This is a genomic window from Vibrio salinus (assembly GCF_021272385.1).
Lineage (GTDB): Bacteria > Pseudomonadota > Gammaproteobacteria > Enterobacterales > Vibrionaceae > Vibrio > Vibrio salinus.
The window spans coordinates 1-18,087 of record NZ_JAJSDZ010000005.1 but is presented as its reverse complement, the minus strand read 5'-3'; the positions used below and the strand labels follow the sequence as shown (position 1 = coordinate 18,087).

The following is an 18,087-nucleotide window of genomic DNA, read 5'->3' as shown; positions in this document are numbered from 1 at the left end:
AACAAAATAAACGAATTCTCTATCATAACGCCCAAATGAAATTATCGGGATTTATTATGAAATTGCGAATTTTAGTACCAATTTTTCTTTTACTTTGTGGATGTTCACACCACCCATCCCCATCATCGATAGCCAATAAACGTCTTGTCGATACAAGAATCGACTTAGCTCTCGCCTATATGGAAACCGGTAACCTTGGCAGAGCTGACTTCCACTTGCAGAGAGCGGCTCAAATTTCATCTGAAAGCCTAAGGTACCACCTGGCAAAAATACATTACTATGAGCTGACTCAGCAAAACCAAAAAGCGCTAAATTCATATCTATCATTGCTTAAGAAAAACAAAACCAACCCAAATTTGCTGAACAACTTTGCACTGTACCAGTGTCGGCATGCAACTCTGAAGCAGGCAACCGAATTATTTGAAAAAGGAATCCGGCATACGACCGGCGCATTAACCGGAGTAATTTACAAAAATGCAGCAATATGTGCTCTTAACCATAATGATTACCTCGCAGCCCAAAAGCTGTTTACCAAAGCACTACATTATCAGCCGGATAATCAGGAAATAGTGCATATTATTGAACAACTAAAACACAAGAAATTACCGCTTCCTGTTATTAACGCGGGGTCTGATCCGTCTTTTCAGCCGACGTTTAACGATATATGAGTGAGTTTTTATCCTGCGGCTTTCTTTAACAATATAGACAATCAACCAGATGATCAGAATAAGAAACAAAACCCCGAAAAAATAGAGTAATGGTTCACATAACCATCTGGGCTCACACGGGAGATATACATCAAATTCCATCACCCCTCCCGAATTTAGTTTTCTGATACTTATATATTAGTTTATGGTGCTGAAGAAAACCAAAGCTTGCGACTATCAGGGCATTGGTATGTCCAGGCTAAAAATCGGCTGACCTTATTTCCATGCTTCATTTCAACAATTCTCAGTTCATCCGCGCCCTGTTTTTCGATTAACTTTCTCAATGGGCGAACGTTGTCTCCTTTTGAAATAAGGCACGAAAACCACAGTATTTGCTCTGAATAACGGACACTTTCCCTAATCATCCGGCTTACAAAACCAAATTCACCTCCCGGGCACCATAACTCGTTATTTTGCCCGCCAAAATTTAATGACTTATCCCCTTTGTCTGACTGATGAGCATGTGGCTTCTGAAATCTACTGTGTGTACCATGTTTTCCTAAATTTTTTACTTTTCTTCTTGTTCCGGTTGCTGCTTCTTCAGCAGAACGGTGAAACGGTGGGTTACACAGAGAAAAATGATACTTCACCTCTGGCTGAACTACGCCTTTAAACAAATGATTAGGATTAGTCTGTAAACAAGGAGTAATCGCCTTGTTCAAGGTAGGATTATTATTGAGAATTTGACAAATATTATCGATGGAAGGTTTATTAATATCGGACGAAATAAACGTCCATCCATAAACAGAGGCCCCAATGATTGAATAAACAGCATTTGCTCCCGCTCCTATGTCCAATCCCTTTACAGAAGAAGAATAGACACTGCCATCATCTTGAAGAATGTCGGCCAAACGATGAATATAATCGGCCCGGCTGGGTATCGGTGGACACAGATATTGTTTGGGAATACTCCAGTTATTAATATGATAAAACGTTTTCAGAAGTGCTTTGTTGAGAAGAATGACGCTATCCGCGTCACTAAAATCTATCGTCCATTCCCCTTTTGGATTTTTTTTTAATTTCTGCTTAAGCGTAGGCACTGCATCTACTAATTCAGAAAAATTGTATTTACCTTTGTGGACATTTTTTTTATGTACACCGGAAGACTTTATTTTTACTAATTTCATTCTATTTCTCAGAATCACTGATCTTGGATGCTTTTAAAAATACAAAATAACCTGGCATCAAACTCCAGCTGATGATATTCAGGCTCCATATGACAACACAGTTGATAAAAAGATTTATCGTGACTTTTCTCTTTTATATGGGCAAGTTCATGCACTACCAGCATTTTTAGTAAAGGTTCAGGAGCCTGTTTAAAGAGATTGGCTATCCTTATTTCGTTCTTGCGAATAATCCGGTTACCATGCTGCTTAGTATGGAAGGAATGAAGTCCTAACGCATTGTTGATAATATGTATTTTGCTGTCAAACTGAACTTTGGAGATGGGAGCGGCTTTCTTCAGATATTGGCTTTTAAATGCCATAACGTAATTATAAAGGGCCTTATCATTTTGAATTTCATGATTCATCACCGGGTAGCGCTTCTCAAACCATGAAAGAAATGAACCGTTTTCAATCATATTCCTAATCTGGTTAACTATAGGTTCGGGATAGCCCTGAATAACTTTTAAATCAGGCATGGCCATAACGTACTCAACTTAAATAACGTTTACTTGAAACTAAGTAGGTAAGTCTACAGGAAATGATTAACTGAATGAACTCAGACAAAAATATAAAAGCACGCAAAAGGCCATACTCACCTTTGAGAGCATAAATGCCGTTAATTTAATGGTGGTTATCGACAAAAAATTCCATCTCATTTACACGAAGAGAAATCGTATCACCAGTCATATTGCTTTTGTTACCGAACTGGACAACGGTATTATCATTACCAATTTTCATCGATGAACTGTCAACAGCAACATTAGAATCCAAATACGCTTGTATCGCTGCTTTAAGCTCTTCTTCATCTGGATCAGTTTAAATGTCACTGACATCAATCAAATCTGAAATATCAATGATATCTTCATTACTGTTAAAGTCTTCAATGGTATCAACGCTATCATGATCTAACACAAAGATGTCTTCCCCTGCATCACCATGTAAATGGTCAACTCCGGCCCCTCCATAAATGATATCATCACCCGAACCACCATGAATTTCATCCTCACCGCCATATCCATACAGTATGTCATTACCGGCGCCACCATCGATATCATCATCCCCACCCTCATTGGTATCTGATGCAAACATATCAGGATTTTCAGAAATATAATTAAAGACCTCTTCATCTGTCACATCAGAATCGCCGGTGGATTCTAAAAAAGACTTAATTGCATCAACTCCGACCAGATCAGCATGATTATCATCTTCCCAGGGTAAGTTTGATGTATCAACTGAATCACCAAAAATAATATCGTTATCATCCCCGCCGACCAGATTATCATTGGCAGAGCTTAGCTGTTGCACACCAATATTATCGATAGAAGCAATACCATCGCCGGAGATAGAAAGCTCCAGCTTATAAACACCATCTGGAAGGCTTCCTGTTTCATAAGTTTTCTTTCCGCTGGTTTGAGTGGAAATTTCTACTGAATCAACTAATACCCAACTCTCATCCGTAAGTTGCTGATACACATTTACGTGAACGTCCGCATTTCCGGCAGATTTATCTTTATCATATTTAATATCAAAACTAATACTTTGGGCAGAACCATCAAAAGTCAGTGGTATCGACGTAAGTGTTGCAGCTTCTCCGTCACCTCCGTCATTATCTCTTACTCCAATATCATCGTTTTTATTCGCATCTGAATTACCACCTCCTGCAGACAACACTTTTTCACCATTATCAGATACGATCCAGAAGTCATTGATATCAAGGTCATCTTCATTACCTTTAAAGTCAATAATACTGGAAGGCATTCCATCATCATCAAATTCTCCAACAAGAATATCGCCATAAGTCATCGTTGTCATAGCTAACATATAACCCGAGCCACTGTTTCCCGCTATATCAACATAACTATCATCAGGAACAGAAATAGTTGGTTCAGAATCAACCGTATGTGTATAGGTTGCCGTCCATGTATCATCATCAACCTGCTGAAAATTACTCAATGAACCACCTGTGACACTTACATCGACAGCGGTGAAATCCTGTACCATTTCACTAAATTGAAAAGTCACAGTTGTACTCTCTCCAATACTTAAATTGGTATCCAACGCAGTAATCGTGACAGTCGGAGCAATAAGATCAGCACCCAATGCAGTAGCGCTGGCTTCTGTGGAGGTATTTCCCGCTCCATCAACAATATACGCCCGGATTTCTTCTTGCGGATCAATATCTACCGTGACACTGCCACTGCTGATTTCATCCGCGGACAGCGTATAGTCAGAGTCGTTGATATATAAGGTATCTGTCGCCGAGTTAAAGTCACCCGGTAAGGTAATCGTGGCTTCCACCGTTCCGTCGGCGCCCAGCTCTGCCGAGTTATACACCCCATCGTCATTACTATCCGCGTCTTCCAGCGCAATCACCGGTGGCTGCACTTCCGTGTCCGCAGACAATGCGGTAGCACTCACCTCGTCAGAAGTATTGCCTGCCCCATCAACAATATACGCCCGGATTTCTTCTTGCGGATCAATATCAACCATCACACTGCCACTGCTGATTTCATCCGCAGACAGCGTATAGTCAGAGTCGTTGATATATAAGCTATCTGTCGCCGAGTTAAAATCACCCGGTAAGGTAATCGTGGCTTCTACTGTTCCGTCGCCACCCAGCTCATCGGCGTTATACACGCCATCGTCATTACTATCGGCGTCTTCCAGGGCAATCACCGGTGGCTGCACTTCCGTATCAGCACCCAATGCGGTAGCGCTGGCCTCTGTGGAGGTGTTTCCCGCCCCATCGACAATATACGCCCGGATTTCTTCTTGCGGATCAATATCTACCGTGACACTGCCACTGCTGATTTCATCCGCGGACAGCGTATAGTCAGAGTCGTTGATATATAAGGTATCTGTCGCCGAGTTAAAGTCATTCGGTAAAGTAATGGTGGCTTCCACCGTTCCGTCAGCGCCCAGCTCTGCCGAGTTATACACCCCATCGTCATTACTATCCGCGTCTTCCAGCGCAATCACCGGTGGCTGCACTTCCGTGTCCGCAGACAATGCGGTAGCGCTGGCTTCTGTGGAGGTGTTTCCCGCCCCATCAACAATATACGCCCGGATTTCTTCTTGGGGATCAATATCCACCATCACGCTGCCATTGCTGATTTCACCGGCCGATAACGTATATTCAGAGTCGTTGATATATAAGGTATCTGTCGCCGAGTTAAAATCACCCGGTAAGGTAATCGTGGCTTCTACTGTTCCGTCGCCACCCAGCTCATCGGCGTTATACACGCCATCGTCATTACTATCGGCGTCTTCCAGGGCAATCACCGGTGGCTGCACTTCCGTATCAGCACCCAATGCGGTAGCGCTGGCCTCTGTGGAGGTGTTTCCCGCCCCATCGACAATATACGCCCGGATTTCTTCTTGCGGATCAATATCTACCGTGACACTGCCACTGCTGATTTCATCCGCGGACAGCGTATAGTCAGAGTCGTTGATATATAAGGTATCTGTCGCCGAGTTAAAGTCATCCGGTAAGGTAATGGTGGCTTCCACCGTTCCGTCAGCGCCCAGCTCTGCCGAGTTATACACCCCATCGTCATTACTATCCGCGTCTTCCAGCGCAATCACCGGTGGCTGCACTTCCGTGTCCGCAGACAATGCGGTAGCGCTGGCTTCTGTGGAGGTGTTTCCCGCCCCATCAACAATATACGCCCGGATTTCTTCTTGGGGATCAATATCCACCATCACGCTGCCATTGCTGATTTCACCGGCCGATAACGTATATTCAGAGTCGTTGATATACAGGGTATCTGTCGCCGAGTTAAAGTCATCCGGTAAGGTAATCGTGGCTTCCACTGTTCCGTCGGCGCCCAGCTCATCGGCGTTATACACCCCATCGTCATTACTATCCGCGTCTTCCAGCGCAATCACTGGTGGCTGCACTTCCGTATCGGCAGACAATGCAGTAGCGCTGGCTTCTGTGGAGGTGTTTCCCGCCCCATCGACAATGTACGCCCGGATTTCTTCTGTCGGATCGATGTTGACGGTCACGCTGCCACTGCTGATTTCATCCGCAGACAGCGTATAGTCAGAGTCGTTGATATATAAGGTATCTGTCGCCGAGTTAAAGTCATCCGGTAAGGTAATGGTGGCTTCCACCGTTCCGTCAGCGCCCAGCTCTGCCGAGTTATACACGCCATCATCATTGGCATCGGCGTCTTCCAGCGCAATCACCGGTGGCTGCACTTCCGTATCTGCACCCAATGCGGTAGCGCTGGCTTCTGTGGAGGTGTTTCCCGCCCCATCGACAATATACGCCCGGATTTCTTCTGTCGGATCGATGTTGACGGTCACGCTGCCACTGCTGATTTCATCCGCAGACAGCGTATATTCAGAGTCGTTGATATATAAGGTATCTGTCGCCGAGTTAAAATCACCCGGTAAGGTAATGGTGGCTTCCACCGTTCCGTCAGCACCTAATTCATTTGAGTTATATACACCATCGTCATTGGTATCGGCGTCTTCCAGTACAATCACCGGTGGCTGCACTTCCGTATCGGCAGACAATGCGGTGGCACTGGCTTCTGTGGAGGTGTTTGCCGCCCCATCGATAATATACGCCCGGATTTCTTCTTGCGGATCAATATCTACCGTCACGCTGCCACTGCTGATTTCATCCGCAGACAGCGTATATTCAGAGTCGTTGATATATAAGCTATCTGTCGCCGAGTTGAAATCACCCGGTAAGGTAACGGTGGCTTCCACTGTTCCGTCGCCACCCAGCTCTGCCGAGTTATACACCCCATCATTATTGACATCGGCGTCTTCCAGTGAAATAGAAGCTGATCGCACAACATTATCAAAAGATATTGTAGGCACAGATCTTGTTATATCACTAGAAGATGGGATGGCAGAAGATATATCTGCTAATGGTGAACTGTCACTGGATAAATCAGTGTCTAAAACGTCAGTTGTTGTAGCAATAGTTGGAACTAAAGTTTGGACCAATGCAAGACTTTGAGCCTGAGTAATTCCTGTTCCCGCTGTGGCTGATGTATCGAAAAATGTTGATGCCAGTAACTCGGTATTATTACTGGTAATGGTTGCGCTCCCTGCCAGACTGGAACCTGTTACACCTCCGGCTGCGGCAGCGAACTCATCAGCCAACTGAGTAGGATCCACTCCCTGTTCTAAAGCTGTGATAATCTGATCAATTTCATTTGTTATAGCAATACTTTGGTTATCAGGAGTGATCAGTTCAGCGGAAAACTGTGGAGACTGACCATCATTTTCTACATTAAAAAATTGACCATTTTTTACCAAAATAGAACCAGATGGCACCGATTCATTATTGGGAATGACCGTCACATTTCCATCTTTGTCAATGACAATAGACTGATCAATACCTATATCAGCAGGCGAAATAATTGTTTTCTGGTCCATAAATAATGCCTTCACAACAGCAGAAACTTTTTCACTTACTATATTCTAGTTCACATTTTTGCTTTTCGACGTTCTTTCATCTTTATCCAGATAAAAAAGGGAGGCCAAAGCCTCCCTTGATTCAGTATCAATAATGAATTTAGGATTTATTCACTGTCAAATTCAGATCATCAACCATAACGGAGACCGAGCTACTGGCAAAATCACTACCAAAATCGACAACACTGTTGCCTTCAACTGAAAGGTAAGTATGTCCATCATCCGCGGTACTGACTGACACATAGTCGGCGATGTTCTCAGAAGATATGTCATTGACACCATCCAGCAATTCCGAAATATCAATCACATCTTCATTACTATTGTAATCAGTTATCTTATCGGTTCCGCCATCCTGTTCAAGGATAAAGGTATCTTTACCCGATCCGCCAGTCAGCGTATCGTTACCGGTACCGCCTTTAAGGATATCGTCACCTGAACCACCGGTAAGCACGTCATTACCACTGCCACCGATGAGAGTGTCATTTCCGATACCACCAATAAGAGTATCATTACCTGCCCCGCCGAATAACATATCAGCGCCGGAACCACCGTCTAACTGATCATCACCACCAAGACCAAATAGAATGTCGTTGCCAGAATCGCCGGTAAGAATATCATCTCCACCGATTTCCGTTGTAGAGTCGAATAGTGATGCATGTTCAGAAATAAAACTGAATATATCTTCGTCGGTAACATTGTCATCGGTCTGAGCCAGATAGCTTTCAACAGCATCAAGTCCTTCTTTATCTGTGTCAAAATTGAATTCAGCTTCTAATCCACTGGCATCAACATCGTCTCCAAATAAGATATCATCACCAGACCCACCATCAATCTGATCATTTCCGGATTGAGATGCGTCTGCAGATTGATAGGTAATATCATCCATCCACATAGAACCACCATTTGTAGATAGTTCCAGCCTATACTCTCCAGATTCTAACGTATCCGTTGTGTAACTATCCCAGTTAGTCGATGTAACGAAAACAGTATCAACAATGTCCCATGAAGATGAAGTTTCATCATATTTTAAAATGTTTACTTCGCTATCAGCCCACCATCCTGAAGCTGCACTGAAAGTTATTTGAGAGTAATCTCCGTCCAATACAAATGAATCCGATAGTGTAGTGGCTGCGTAGTTATCCCATCTATTAGCGTCATCAAGTTGCAAAAATCCGCCATAAATAGACAGAGAAGCATTATTATCTGGGCTCCAGTCAGACCTTGTATCCAATGGATTCAAACCGTAAATATTCGAAGACCGCCCATGACGATAACCATCCCCCCAGTAATGTGTGAAATCGGCTAAGGTACCACTATAACTCCATGAAGAAGAATCGATGATGGCATCACTTCCAACAATAATATCAGAGGCGCCATATCCGGAAGTAACACCATCGTTATCGTGGATCACAACAACATTATAAGGTTCAATTGAGACAGTACTACTTGCCGTATCCCCATCTCCATCAGTAAGCTGATAAACAAAATCAATTGTTTTATCTGTCGACAAAGCAATATATTGGTTATAGTTCCACTCACCGGACTCTGATAGTGTTATTTCAAATGCAACAGAACCACTATCACCATAGCTACCAACTACGTGTTCGCCATCAGAACTGATTGTCACAGAAATTGCTTCACCAGATGCCGTATATAAGTCACTATCTGCAAGACCTGTAATAACCAGAGAATCTGTATCTGAACGACCGTCAGCGCCATAGTCTAGAGATAGTGTTCCAGATGCACTGGCCGCTGCGGAACCACTAAAGGTAATAGCTGAAATGGAGAAATCACTGTTATCTAAAATATCCCTATTCCAGTAAAAGCCATCTGACTGATTTCCGTTATCTGTTGCTACAATGACAATTTCATCGAAGCCAACATCAACAACAGAGAAATCAGCAGCATATTTTCCATTAGCCCCCGTCGTATCAGAACTGAAATCCTGAGTTGAAACTAAAACACCATCTTTATAAAAATAGGCAGTACCAGACTCTAACTCGCCTCCATACATATTTTCAAAATCAATGGAACAACCGTAAGCCACTTTGCCATTAAGACTTATAGTCAAAGCTTCTGATAAACCCTGATCGGTTTCATCATCATAAATATAATCAATCTCTGAGCTAAAATGGTCGGTATCCGTATGCCCCCCATTGGAGGTAACTGAAACACCAGTTGTACTTTGGTAAACACTCGCATCAGTTCGAATTAAATTCCCCGTGGAGTCATAAGTAACACCCTGAGAAGAAATAGTAATATCACCCGAATCAAGAGTGAGGGTATCTGATGTGATTGTGGAATTACTGGTTAAATCTATGGTTCCTGTTAATACCGAATCAGAATCAACAGGAGTAGCTTGAACTGTCGAAGATTCATAAACATAAGGTGTATCATCGGCAATATTAATCGTGATTTCACTGGTAGTCGTATCCAAGCCATCTGATACCGTTACACCAACACCAAAAGATACAAGTTGATCATAAGTTGAATCGGAATTGTCGATCGGACTAGTTTGCGTAATGGAATAAGTACATTGACCATTAGCATCAACATCACCTAGTGACACAGTAATAGCTACAGTACCATCCGCCAAAGTACCAATAAGGTCCCCATCTGAATTGATACTAAATGTCAAAGGATAATCATCGGGAACACTCGGCAATGTTAGTGAAACAGACAAATCATCTGTATTACTATCAGCATCATGAATAGTGAGTGTTCCACTATGTCTATAAATTCCAGTCTGTAAATTTGCTTCGGATAAATCCACGGTTCCCAAATCAGATGGAGAAATAACTGGGGCATCATTAACTCTCGCCGCTGTCTCGCTCGCTTGCGTCGACGTGTTACCCGCCGCATCGGTGATTTGCGCGGTCACTGTGCCTTCCGGAGCCACTTCGACTGTCACGGAACCCGCGGCGATTTCATCCGCAGACAAGCTGTATTCTTCACCGTTGATGGTCAACGTGTCGTTCGCCGCATCGAAGTCGTCTGGCAAGCTGATGGTCGCCGTCACGGTGCCATCTTCGCCCACTTCCGCGTTGTTGTAGATGTCATCATCACCTGTGCTTTCTAGCGTGATGGTCGGTGCTTTCACTTCTGTGTCCGCTGCCGCCGCTGTCTCGCTCGCTTGCGTCGACGTGTTACCCGCCGCATCGGTGATTTGCGCGGTCACTGTGCCTTCCGGAGCCACTTCGACTGTCACGGAACCCGCGGCGATTTCATCCGCAGACAAGCTGTATTCTTCACCGTTGATGGTCAACGTGTCGTTCGCCGCATCGAAGTCGTCTGGCAAGCTGATGGTCGCCGTCACGGTGCCATCTTCGCCCACTTCCGCGTTGTTGTAGATGTCATCATCACCTGTGCTTTCTAGCGTGATGGTCGGTGCTTTCACTTCTGTGTCCGCTGCCGCCGCTGTCTCGCTCGCTTGCGTCGACGTGTTACCCGCCGCATCGGTGATTTGCGCGGTCACTGTGCCTTCCGGAGCCACTTCGACTGTCACGGAACCCGCGGCGATTTCATCCGCAGACAAGCTGTATTCTTCACCGTTGATGGTCAACGTGTCGTTCGCCGCATCGAAGTCGTCTGGCAAGCTGATGGTCGCCGTCACGGTGCCATCTTCGCCCACTTCCGCGTTGTTGTAGATGTCATCATCACCTGTGCTTTCTAGCGTGATGGTCGGTGCTTTCACTTCTGTGTCCGCTGCCGCCGCTGTCTCGCTCGCTTGCGTCGACGTGTTACCCGCCGCATCGGTGATTTGCGCGGTCACTGTGCCTTCCGGAGCCACTTCGACTGTCACGGAACCCGCGGCGATTTCATCCGCAGACAAGCTGTATTCTTCACCGTTGATGGTCAACGTGTCGTTCGCCGCATCGAAGTCGTCTGGCAAGCTGATGGTCGCCGTCACGGTGCCATCTTCGCCCACTTCCGCGTTGTTGTAGATGTCATCATCACCTGTGCTTTCTAGCGTGATGGTCGGTGCTTTCACTTCTGTGTCCGCTGCCGCCGCTGTCTCGCTCGCTTGCGTCGACGTGTTACCCGCCGCATCGGTGATTTGCGCGGTCACTGTGCCTTCCGGAGCCACTTCGACTGTCACGGAACCCGCGGCGATTTCATCCGCAGACAAGCTGTATTCTTCACCGTTGATGGTCAACGTGTCGTTCGCCGCATCGAAGTCGTCTGGCAAGCTGATGGTCGCCGTCACGGTGCCATCTTCGCCCACTTCCGCGTTGTTGTAGATGTCATCATCACCTGTGCTTTCTAGCGTGATGGTCGGTGCTTTCACTTCTGTGTCCGCTGCCGCCGCTGTCTCGCTCGCTTGCGTCGACGTGTTACCCGCCGCATCGGTGATTTGCGCGGTCACTGTGCCTTCCGGAGCCACTTCGACTGTCACGGAACCCGCGGCGATTTCATCCGCAGACAAGCTGTATTCTTCACCGTTGATGGTCAACGTGTCGTTCGCCGCATCGAAGTCGTCTGGCAAGCTGATGGTCGCCGTCACGGTGCCATCTTCGCCCACTTCCGCGTTGTTGTAGATGTCATCATCACCTGTGCTTTCTAGCGTGATGGTCGGTGCTTTCACTTCTGTGTCCGCTGCCGCCGCTGTCTCGCTCGCTTGCGTCGACGTGTTACCCGCCGCATCGGTGATTTGCGCGGTCACTGTGCCTTCCGGAGCCACTTCGACTGTCACGGAACCCGCGGCGATTTCATCCGCAGACAAGCTGTATTCTTCACCGTTGATGGTCAACGTGTCGTTCGCCGCATCGAAGTCGTCTGGCAAGCTGATGGTCGCCGTCACGGTGCCATCTTCGCCCACTTCCGCGTTGTTGTAGATGTCATCATCACCTGTGCTTTCTAGCGTGATGGTCGGTGCTTTCACTTCTGTGTCCGCTGCCGCCGCTGTCTCGCTCGCTTGCGTCGACGTGTTACCCGCCGCATCGGTGATTTGCGCGGTCACTGTGCCTTCCGGAGCCACTTCGACTGTCACGGAACCCGCGGCGATTTCATCCGCAGACAAGCTGTATTCTTCACCGTTGATGGTCAACGTGTCGTTCGCCGCATCGAAGTCGTCTGGCAAGCTGATGGTCGCCGTCACGGTGCCATCTTCGCCCACTTCCGCGTTGTTGTAGATGTCATCATCACCTGTGCTTTCTAGCGTGATGGTCGGTGCTTTCACTTCTGTGTCCGCTGCCGCCGCTGTCTCGCTCGCTTGCGTCGACGTGTTACCCGCCGCATCGGTGATTTGCGCGGTCACTGTGCCTTCCGGAGCCACTTCGACTGTCACGGAACCCGCGGCGATTTCATCCGCAGACAAGCTGTATTCTTCACCGTTGATGGTCAACGTGTCGTTCGCCGCATCGAAGTCGTCTGGCAAGCTGATGGTCGCCGTCACGGTGCCATCTTCGCCCACTTCCGCGTTGTTGTAGATGTCATCATCACCTGTGCTTTCTAGCGTGATGGTCGGTGCTTTCACTTCTGTGTCCGCTGCCGCCGCTGTCTCGCTCGCTTGCGTCGACGTGTTACCCGCCGCATCGGTGATTTGCGCGGTCACTGTGCCTTCCGGAGCCACTTCGACTGTCACGGAACCCGCGGCGATTTCATCCGCAGACAAGCTGTATTCTTCACCGTTGATGGTCAACGTGTCGTTCGCCGCATCGAAGTCGTCTGGCAAGCTGATGGTCGCCGTCACGGTGCCATCTTCGCCCACTTCCGCGTTGTTGTAGATGTCATCATCACCTGTGCTTTCTAGCGTGATGGTCGGTGCTTTCACTTCTGTGTCCGCTGCCGCCGCTGTCTCGCTCGCTTGCGTCGACGTGTTACCCGCCGCATCGGTGATTTGCGCGGTCACTGTGCCTTCCGGAGCCACTTCGACTGTCACGGAACCCGCGGCGATTTCATCCGCAGACAAGCTGTATTCTTCACCGTTGATGGTCAACGTGTCGTTCGCCGCATCGAAGTCGTCTGGCAAGCTGATGGTCGCCGTCACGGTGCCATCTTCGCCCACTTCCGCGTTGTTGTAGATGTCATCATCACCTGTGCTTTCTAGCGTGATGGTCGGTGCTTTCACTTCTGTGTCCGCTGCCGCCGCTGTCTCGCTCGCTTGCGTCGACGTGTTACCCGCCGCATCGGTGATTTGCGCGGTCACTGTGCCTTCCGGAGCCACTTCGACTGTCACGGAACCCGCGGCGATTTCATCCGCAGACAAGCTGTATTCTTCACCGTTGATGGTCAACGTGTCGTTCGCCGCATCGAAGTCGTCTGGCAAGCTGATGGTCGCCGTCACGGTGCCATCTTCGCCCACTTCCGCGTTGTTGTAGATGTCATCATCACCTGTGCTTTCTAGCGTGATGGTCGGTGCTTTCACTTCTGTGTCCGCTGCCGCCGCTGTCTCGCTCGCTTGCGTCGACGTGTTACCCGCCGCATCGGTGATTTGCGCGGTCACTGTGCCTTCCGGAGCCACTTCGACTGTCACGGAACCCGCGGCGATTTCATCCGCAGACAAGCTGTATTCTTCACCGTTGATGGTCAACGTGTCGTTCGCCGCATCGAAGTCGTCTGGCAAGCTGATGGTCGCCGTCACGGTGCCATCTTCGCCCACTTCCGCGTTGTTGTAGATGTCATCATCACCTGTGCTTTCTAGCGTGATGGTCGGTGCTTTCACTTCTGTGTCCGCTGCCGCCGCTGTCTCGCTCGCTTGCGTCGACGTGTTACCCGCCGCATCGGTGATTTGCGCGGTCACTGTGCCTTCCGGAGCCACTTCGACTGTCACGGAACCCGCGGCGATTTCATCCGCAGACAAGCTGTATTCTTCACCGTTGATGGTCAACGTGTCGTTCGCCGCATCGAAGTCGTCTGGCAAGCTGATGGTCGCCGTCACGGTGCCATCTTCGCCCACTTCCGCGTTGTTGTAGATGTCATCATCACCTGTGCTTTCTAGCGTGATGGTCGGTGCTTTCACTTCTGTGTCCGCTGCCGCCGCTGTCTCGCTCGCTTGCGTCGACGTGTTACCCGCCGCATCGGTGATTTGCGCGGTCACTGTGCCTTCCGGAGCCACTTCGACTGTCACGGAACCCGCGGCGATTTCATCCGCAGACAAGCTGTATTCTTCACCGTTGATGGTCAACGTGTCGTTCGCCGCATCGAAGTCGTCTGGCAAGCTGATGGTCGCCGTCACGGTGCCATCTTCGCCCACTTCCGCGTTGTTGTAGATGTCATCATCACCTGTGCTTTCTAGCGTGATGGTCGGTGCTTTCACTTCTGTGTCCCGCTGCCGCCGCTGTCTCGCTCGCTTGCGTCGACGTGTTACCCGCCGCATCGGTGATTTGCGCGGTCACTGTGCCTTCCGGAGCCACTTCGACTGTCACGGAACCTCTGCCGGCGATTTCATCCGCAGACAAGCTGTATTCTTCACCGTTGATGGTCAACGTGTCGTTCGCCGCATCGAAGTCGTCTGGCAAGCTGATGGTCGCCGTCACGGTGCCATCTTCGCCCACTTCCGCGTTGTTGTAGATGTCATCATCACCTGTGCTTTCTAGCGTGATGGTCGGTGCTTTCACTTCTGTGTCCGCTGCCGCCGCTGTCTCGCTCGCTTGCGTCGACGTGTTACCCGCCGCATCGGTGATTTGCGCGGTCACTGTGCCTTCCGGAGCCACTTCGACTGTCACGGAACCCGCGGCGATTTCATCCGCAGACAAGCTGTATTCTTCACCGTTGATGGTCAACGTGTCGTTCGCCGCATCGAAGTCGTCTGGCAAGCTGATGGTCGCCGTCACGGTGCCATCTTCGCCCACTTCCGCGTTGTTGTAGATGTCATCATCACCTGTGCTTTCTAGCGTGATGGTCGGTGCTTTCACTTCTGTGTCCGCTGCCGCCGCTGTCTCGCTCGCTTGCGTCGACGTGTTACCCGCCGCATCGGTGATTTGCGCGGTCACTGTGCCTTCCGGAGCCACTTCGACTGTCACGGAACCCGCGGCGATTTCATCCGCAGACAAGCTGTATTCTTCACCGTTGATGGTCAACGTGTCGTTCGCCGCATCGAAGTCGTCTGGCAAGCTGATGGTCGCCGTCACGGTGCCATCTTCGCCCACTTCCGCGTTGTTGTAGATGTCATCATCACCTGTGCTTTCTAGCGTGATGGTCGGTGCTTTCACTTCTGTGTCCGCTGCCGCCGCTGTCTCGCTCGCTTGCGTCGACGTGTTACCCGCCGCATCGGTGATTTGCGCGGTCACTGTGCCTTCCGGAGCCACTTCGACTGTCACGGAACCCGCGGCGATTTCATCCGCAGACAAGCTGTATTCTTCACCGTTGATGGTCAACGTGTCGTTCGCCGCATCGAAGTCGTCTGGCAAGCTGATGGTCGCCGTCACGGTGCCATCTTCGCCCACTTCCGCGTTGTTGTAGATGTCATCATCACCTGTGCTTTCTAGCGTGATGGTCGGTGCTTTCACTTCTGTGTCCGCTGCCGCCGCTGTCTCGCTCGCTTGCGTCGACGTGTTACCCGCCGCATCGGTGATTTGCGCGGTCACTGTGCCTTCCGGAGCCACTTCGACTGTCACGGAACCCGCGGCGATTTCATCCGCAGACAAGCTGTATTCTTCACCGTTGATGGTCAACGTGTCGTTCGCCGCATCGAAGTCGTCTGGCAAGCTGATGGTCGCCGTCACGGTGCCATCTTCGCCCACTTCCGCGTTGTTGTAGATGTCATCATCACCTGTGCTTTCTAGCGTGATGGTCGGTGCTTTCACTTCTGTGTCCGCTGCCGCCGCTGTCTCGCTCGCTTGCGTCGACGTGTTACCCGCCGCATCGGTGATTTGCGCGGTCACTGTGCCTTCCGGAGCCACTTCGACTGTCACGGAACCCGCGGCGATTTCATCCGCAGACAAGCTGTATTCTTCACCGTTGATGGTCAACGTGTCGTTCGCCGCATCGAAGTCGTCTGGCAAGCTGATGGTCGCCGTCACGGTGCCATCTTCGCCCACTTCCGCGTTGTTGTAGATGTCATCATCACCTGTGCTTTCTAGCGTGATGGTCGGTGCTTTCACTTCTGTGTCCGCTGCCGCCGCTGTCTCGCTCGCTTGCGTCGACGTGTTACCCGCCGCATCGGTGATTTGCGCGGTCACTGTGCCTTCCGGAGCCACTTCGACTGTCACGGAACCCGCGGCGATTTCATCCGCAGACAAGCTGTATTCTTCACCGTTGATGGTCAACGTGTCGTTCGCCGCATCGAAGTCGTCTGGCAAGCTGATGGTCGCCGTCACGGTGCCATCTTCGCCCACTTCCGCGTTGTTGTAGATGTCATCATCACCTGTGCTTTCTAGCGTGATGGTCGGTGCTTTCACTTCTGTGTCCGCTGCCGCCGCTGTCTCGCTCGCTTGCGTCGACGTGTTACCCGCCGCATCGGTGATTTGCGCGGTCACTGTGCCTTCCGGAGCCACTTCGACTGTCACGGAACCCGCGGCGATTTCATCCGCAGACAAGCTGTATTCTTCACCGTTGATGGTCAACGTGTCGTTCGCCGCATCGAAGTCGTCTGGCAAGCTGATGGTCGCCGTCACGGTGCCATCTTCGCCCACTTCCGCGTTGTTGTAGATGTCATCATCACCTGTGCTTTCTAGCGTGATGGTCGGTGCTTTCACTTCTGTGTCGCTGCTGCCGCCGCTGTCTCGCTCGCTTGCGTCGACGTGTTACCCGCCGCATCGGTGATTTGCGCGGTCACTGTGCCTTCCGGAGCCACTTCGACTGTCACGGAACCCGCGGCGATTTCATCCGCAGACAAGCTGTATTCTTCACCGTTGATGGTCAACGTGTCGTTCGCCGCATCGAAGTCGTCTGGCAAGCTGATGGTCGCCGTCACGGTGCCATCTTCGCCCACTTCCGCGTTGTTGTAGATGTCATCATCACCTGTGCTTTCTAGCGTGATGGTCGGTGCTTTCACTTCTGTGTCCGCTGCCGCCGCTGTCTCGCTCGCTTGCGTCGACGTGTTACCCGCCGCATCGGTGATTTGCGCGGTCACTGTGCCTTCCGGAGCCACTTCGACTGTCACGGAACCCGCGGCGATTTCATCCGCAGACAAGCTGTATTCTTCACCGTTGATGGTCAACGTGTCGTTCGCCGCATCGAAGTCGTCTGGCAAGCTGATGGTCGCCGTCACGGTGCCATCTTCGCCCACTTCCGCGTTGTTGTAGATGTCATCATCACCTGTGCTTTCTAGCGTGATGGTCGGTGCTTTCACTTCTGTGTCCGCTGCCGCCGCTGTCTCGCTCGCTTGCGTCGACGTGTTACCCGCCGCATCGGTGATTTGCGCGGTCACTGTGCCTTCCGGAGCCACTTCGACTGTCACGGAACCCGCGGCGATTTCATCCGCAGACAAGCTGTATTCTTCACCGTTGATGGTCAACGTGTCGTTCGCCGCATCGAAGTCGTCTGGCAAGCTGATGGTCGCCGTCACGGTGCCATCTTCGCCCACTTCCGCGTTGTTGTAGATGTCATCATCACCTGTGCTTTCTAGCGTGATGGTCGGTGCTTTCACTTCTGTGTCCGCTGCCGCCGCTGTCTCGCTCGCTTGCGTCGACGTGTTACCCGCCGCATCGGTGATTTGCGCGGTCACTGTGCCTTCCGGAGCCACTTCGACTGTCACGGAACCCGCGGCGATTTCATCCGCAGACAAGCTGTATTCTTCACCGTTGATGGTCAACGTGTCGTTCGCCGCATCGAAGTCGTCTGGCAAGCTGATGGTCGCCGTCACGGTGCCATCTTCGCCCACTTCCGCTTGT

General features: G+C 49.9%; 7 protein-coding genes. 1 reads left to right on the top strand and 6 read right to left on the bottom strand.

Annotated elements, in window-relative coordinates; all coding sequences use genetic code 11:
- Positions 1-56 precede the first annotated feature (56 nt).
- Complete coding sequence (locus LRQ06_RS00215) at positions 57-668, top strand: hypothetical protein (protein ID WP_232764414.1); 612 nt, start codon at positions 57-59, stop codon at positions 666-668.
- 182 nt (positions 669-850) lie between these two features.
- On the opposite strand, the gene rlmF is transcribed toward LRQ06_RS00215, so the two are convergent.
- From rlmF to LRQ06_RS00185, 6 genes are all read right to left on the bottom strand, one after another.
- A complete protein-coding gene (rlmF, locus tag LRQ06_RS00210) occupies positions 851-1,834 on the bottom strand; it encodes a 23S rRNA (adenine(1618)-N(6))-methyltransferase RlmF (RefSeq protein ID WP_232764412.1) in 984 nt (327 codons plus the stop codon).
- Between the two features lie 14 nt (positions 1,835-1,848).
- On the bottom strand, positions 1,849-2,355 hold the full coding sequence (locus LRQ06_RS00205; protein ID WP_232764411.1) for a YgjP-like metallopeptidase domain-containing protein: 507 nt from the start codon (positions 2,353-2,355) through the stop codon (positions 1,849-1,851).
- 334 nt (positions 2,356-2,689) lie between these two features.
- The gene (locus LRQ06_RS00200) at positions 2,690-7,273 is read right to left on the bottom strand and encodes an Ig-like domain-containing protein (RefSeq protein WP_232764410.1); all 4,584 of its coding nucleotides are present in this window, start codon (positions 7,271-7,273) and stop codon (positions 2,690-2,692) included.
- Positions 7,274-7,412: 139 nt separating this feature from the next.
- Positions 7,413-14,570 carry a hypothetical protein gene (locus LRQ06_RS00195; RefSeq protein WP_232764408.1) on the bottom strand — a complete coding sequence of 2,386 codons (7,158 nt, stop codon included), beginning with the start codon at positions 14,568-14,570 and terminating at the stop codon, positions 7,413-7,415.
- Positions 14,533-16,950 carry a beta strand repeat-containing protein gene (locus LRQ06_RS00190; protein ID WP_232764407.1) on the bottom strand — a complete coding sequence of 806 codons (2,418 nt, stop codon included), beginning with the start codon at positions 16,948-16,950 and terminating at the stop codon, positions 14,533-14,535. The genes LRQ06_RS00195 and LRQ06_RS00190 overlap by 38 nt, the downstream gene beginning before the upstream one ends.
- Positions 16,947-18,087 (bottom strand): autotransporter outer membrane beta-barrel domain-containing protein (locus LRQ06_RS00185; RefSeq protein WP_232764405.1); only part of this gene is annotated, 1,141 nt, incomplete at its 5' end. The genes LRQ06_RS00190 and LRQ06_RS00185, both read right to left, overlap by 4 nt.

Bases quoted from the DNA above. Each gene is read 5' to 3' on its own strand.
- LRQ06_RS00205 (WP_232764411.1), bottom strand. From the start codon at position 2,355: ATGGCCATGCCTGATTTAAAAGTTATTCAGGGCTATCCCGAACCTATA.
- LRQ06_RS00200 (WP_232764410.1), bottom strand. From the start codon at position 7,273: ATGGACCAGAAAACAATTATTTCGCCTGCTGATATAGGTATTGATCAG.
- rlmF (WP_232764412.1), bottom strand. From the start codon at position 1,834: ATGAAATTAGTAAAAATAAAGTCTTCCGGTGTACATAAAAAAAATGTC.
- LRQ06_RS00215 (WP_232764414.1), top strand. From the start codon at position 57: ATGAAATTGCGAATTTTAGTACCAATTTTTCTTTTACTTTGTGGATGT.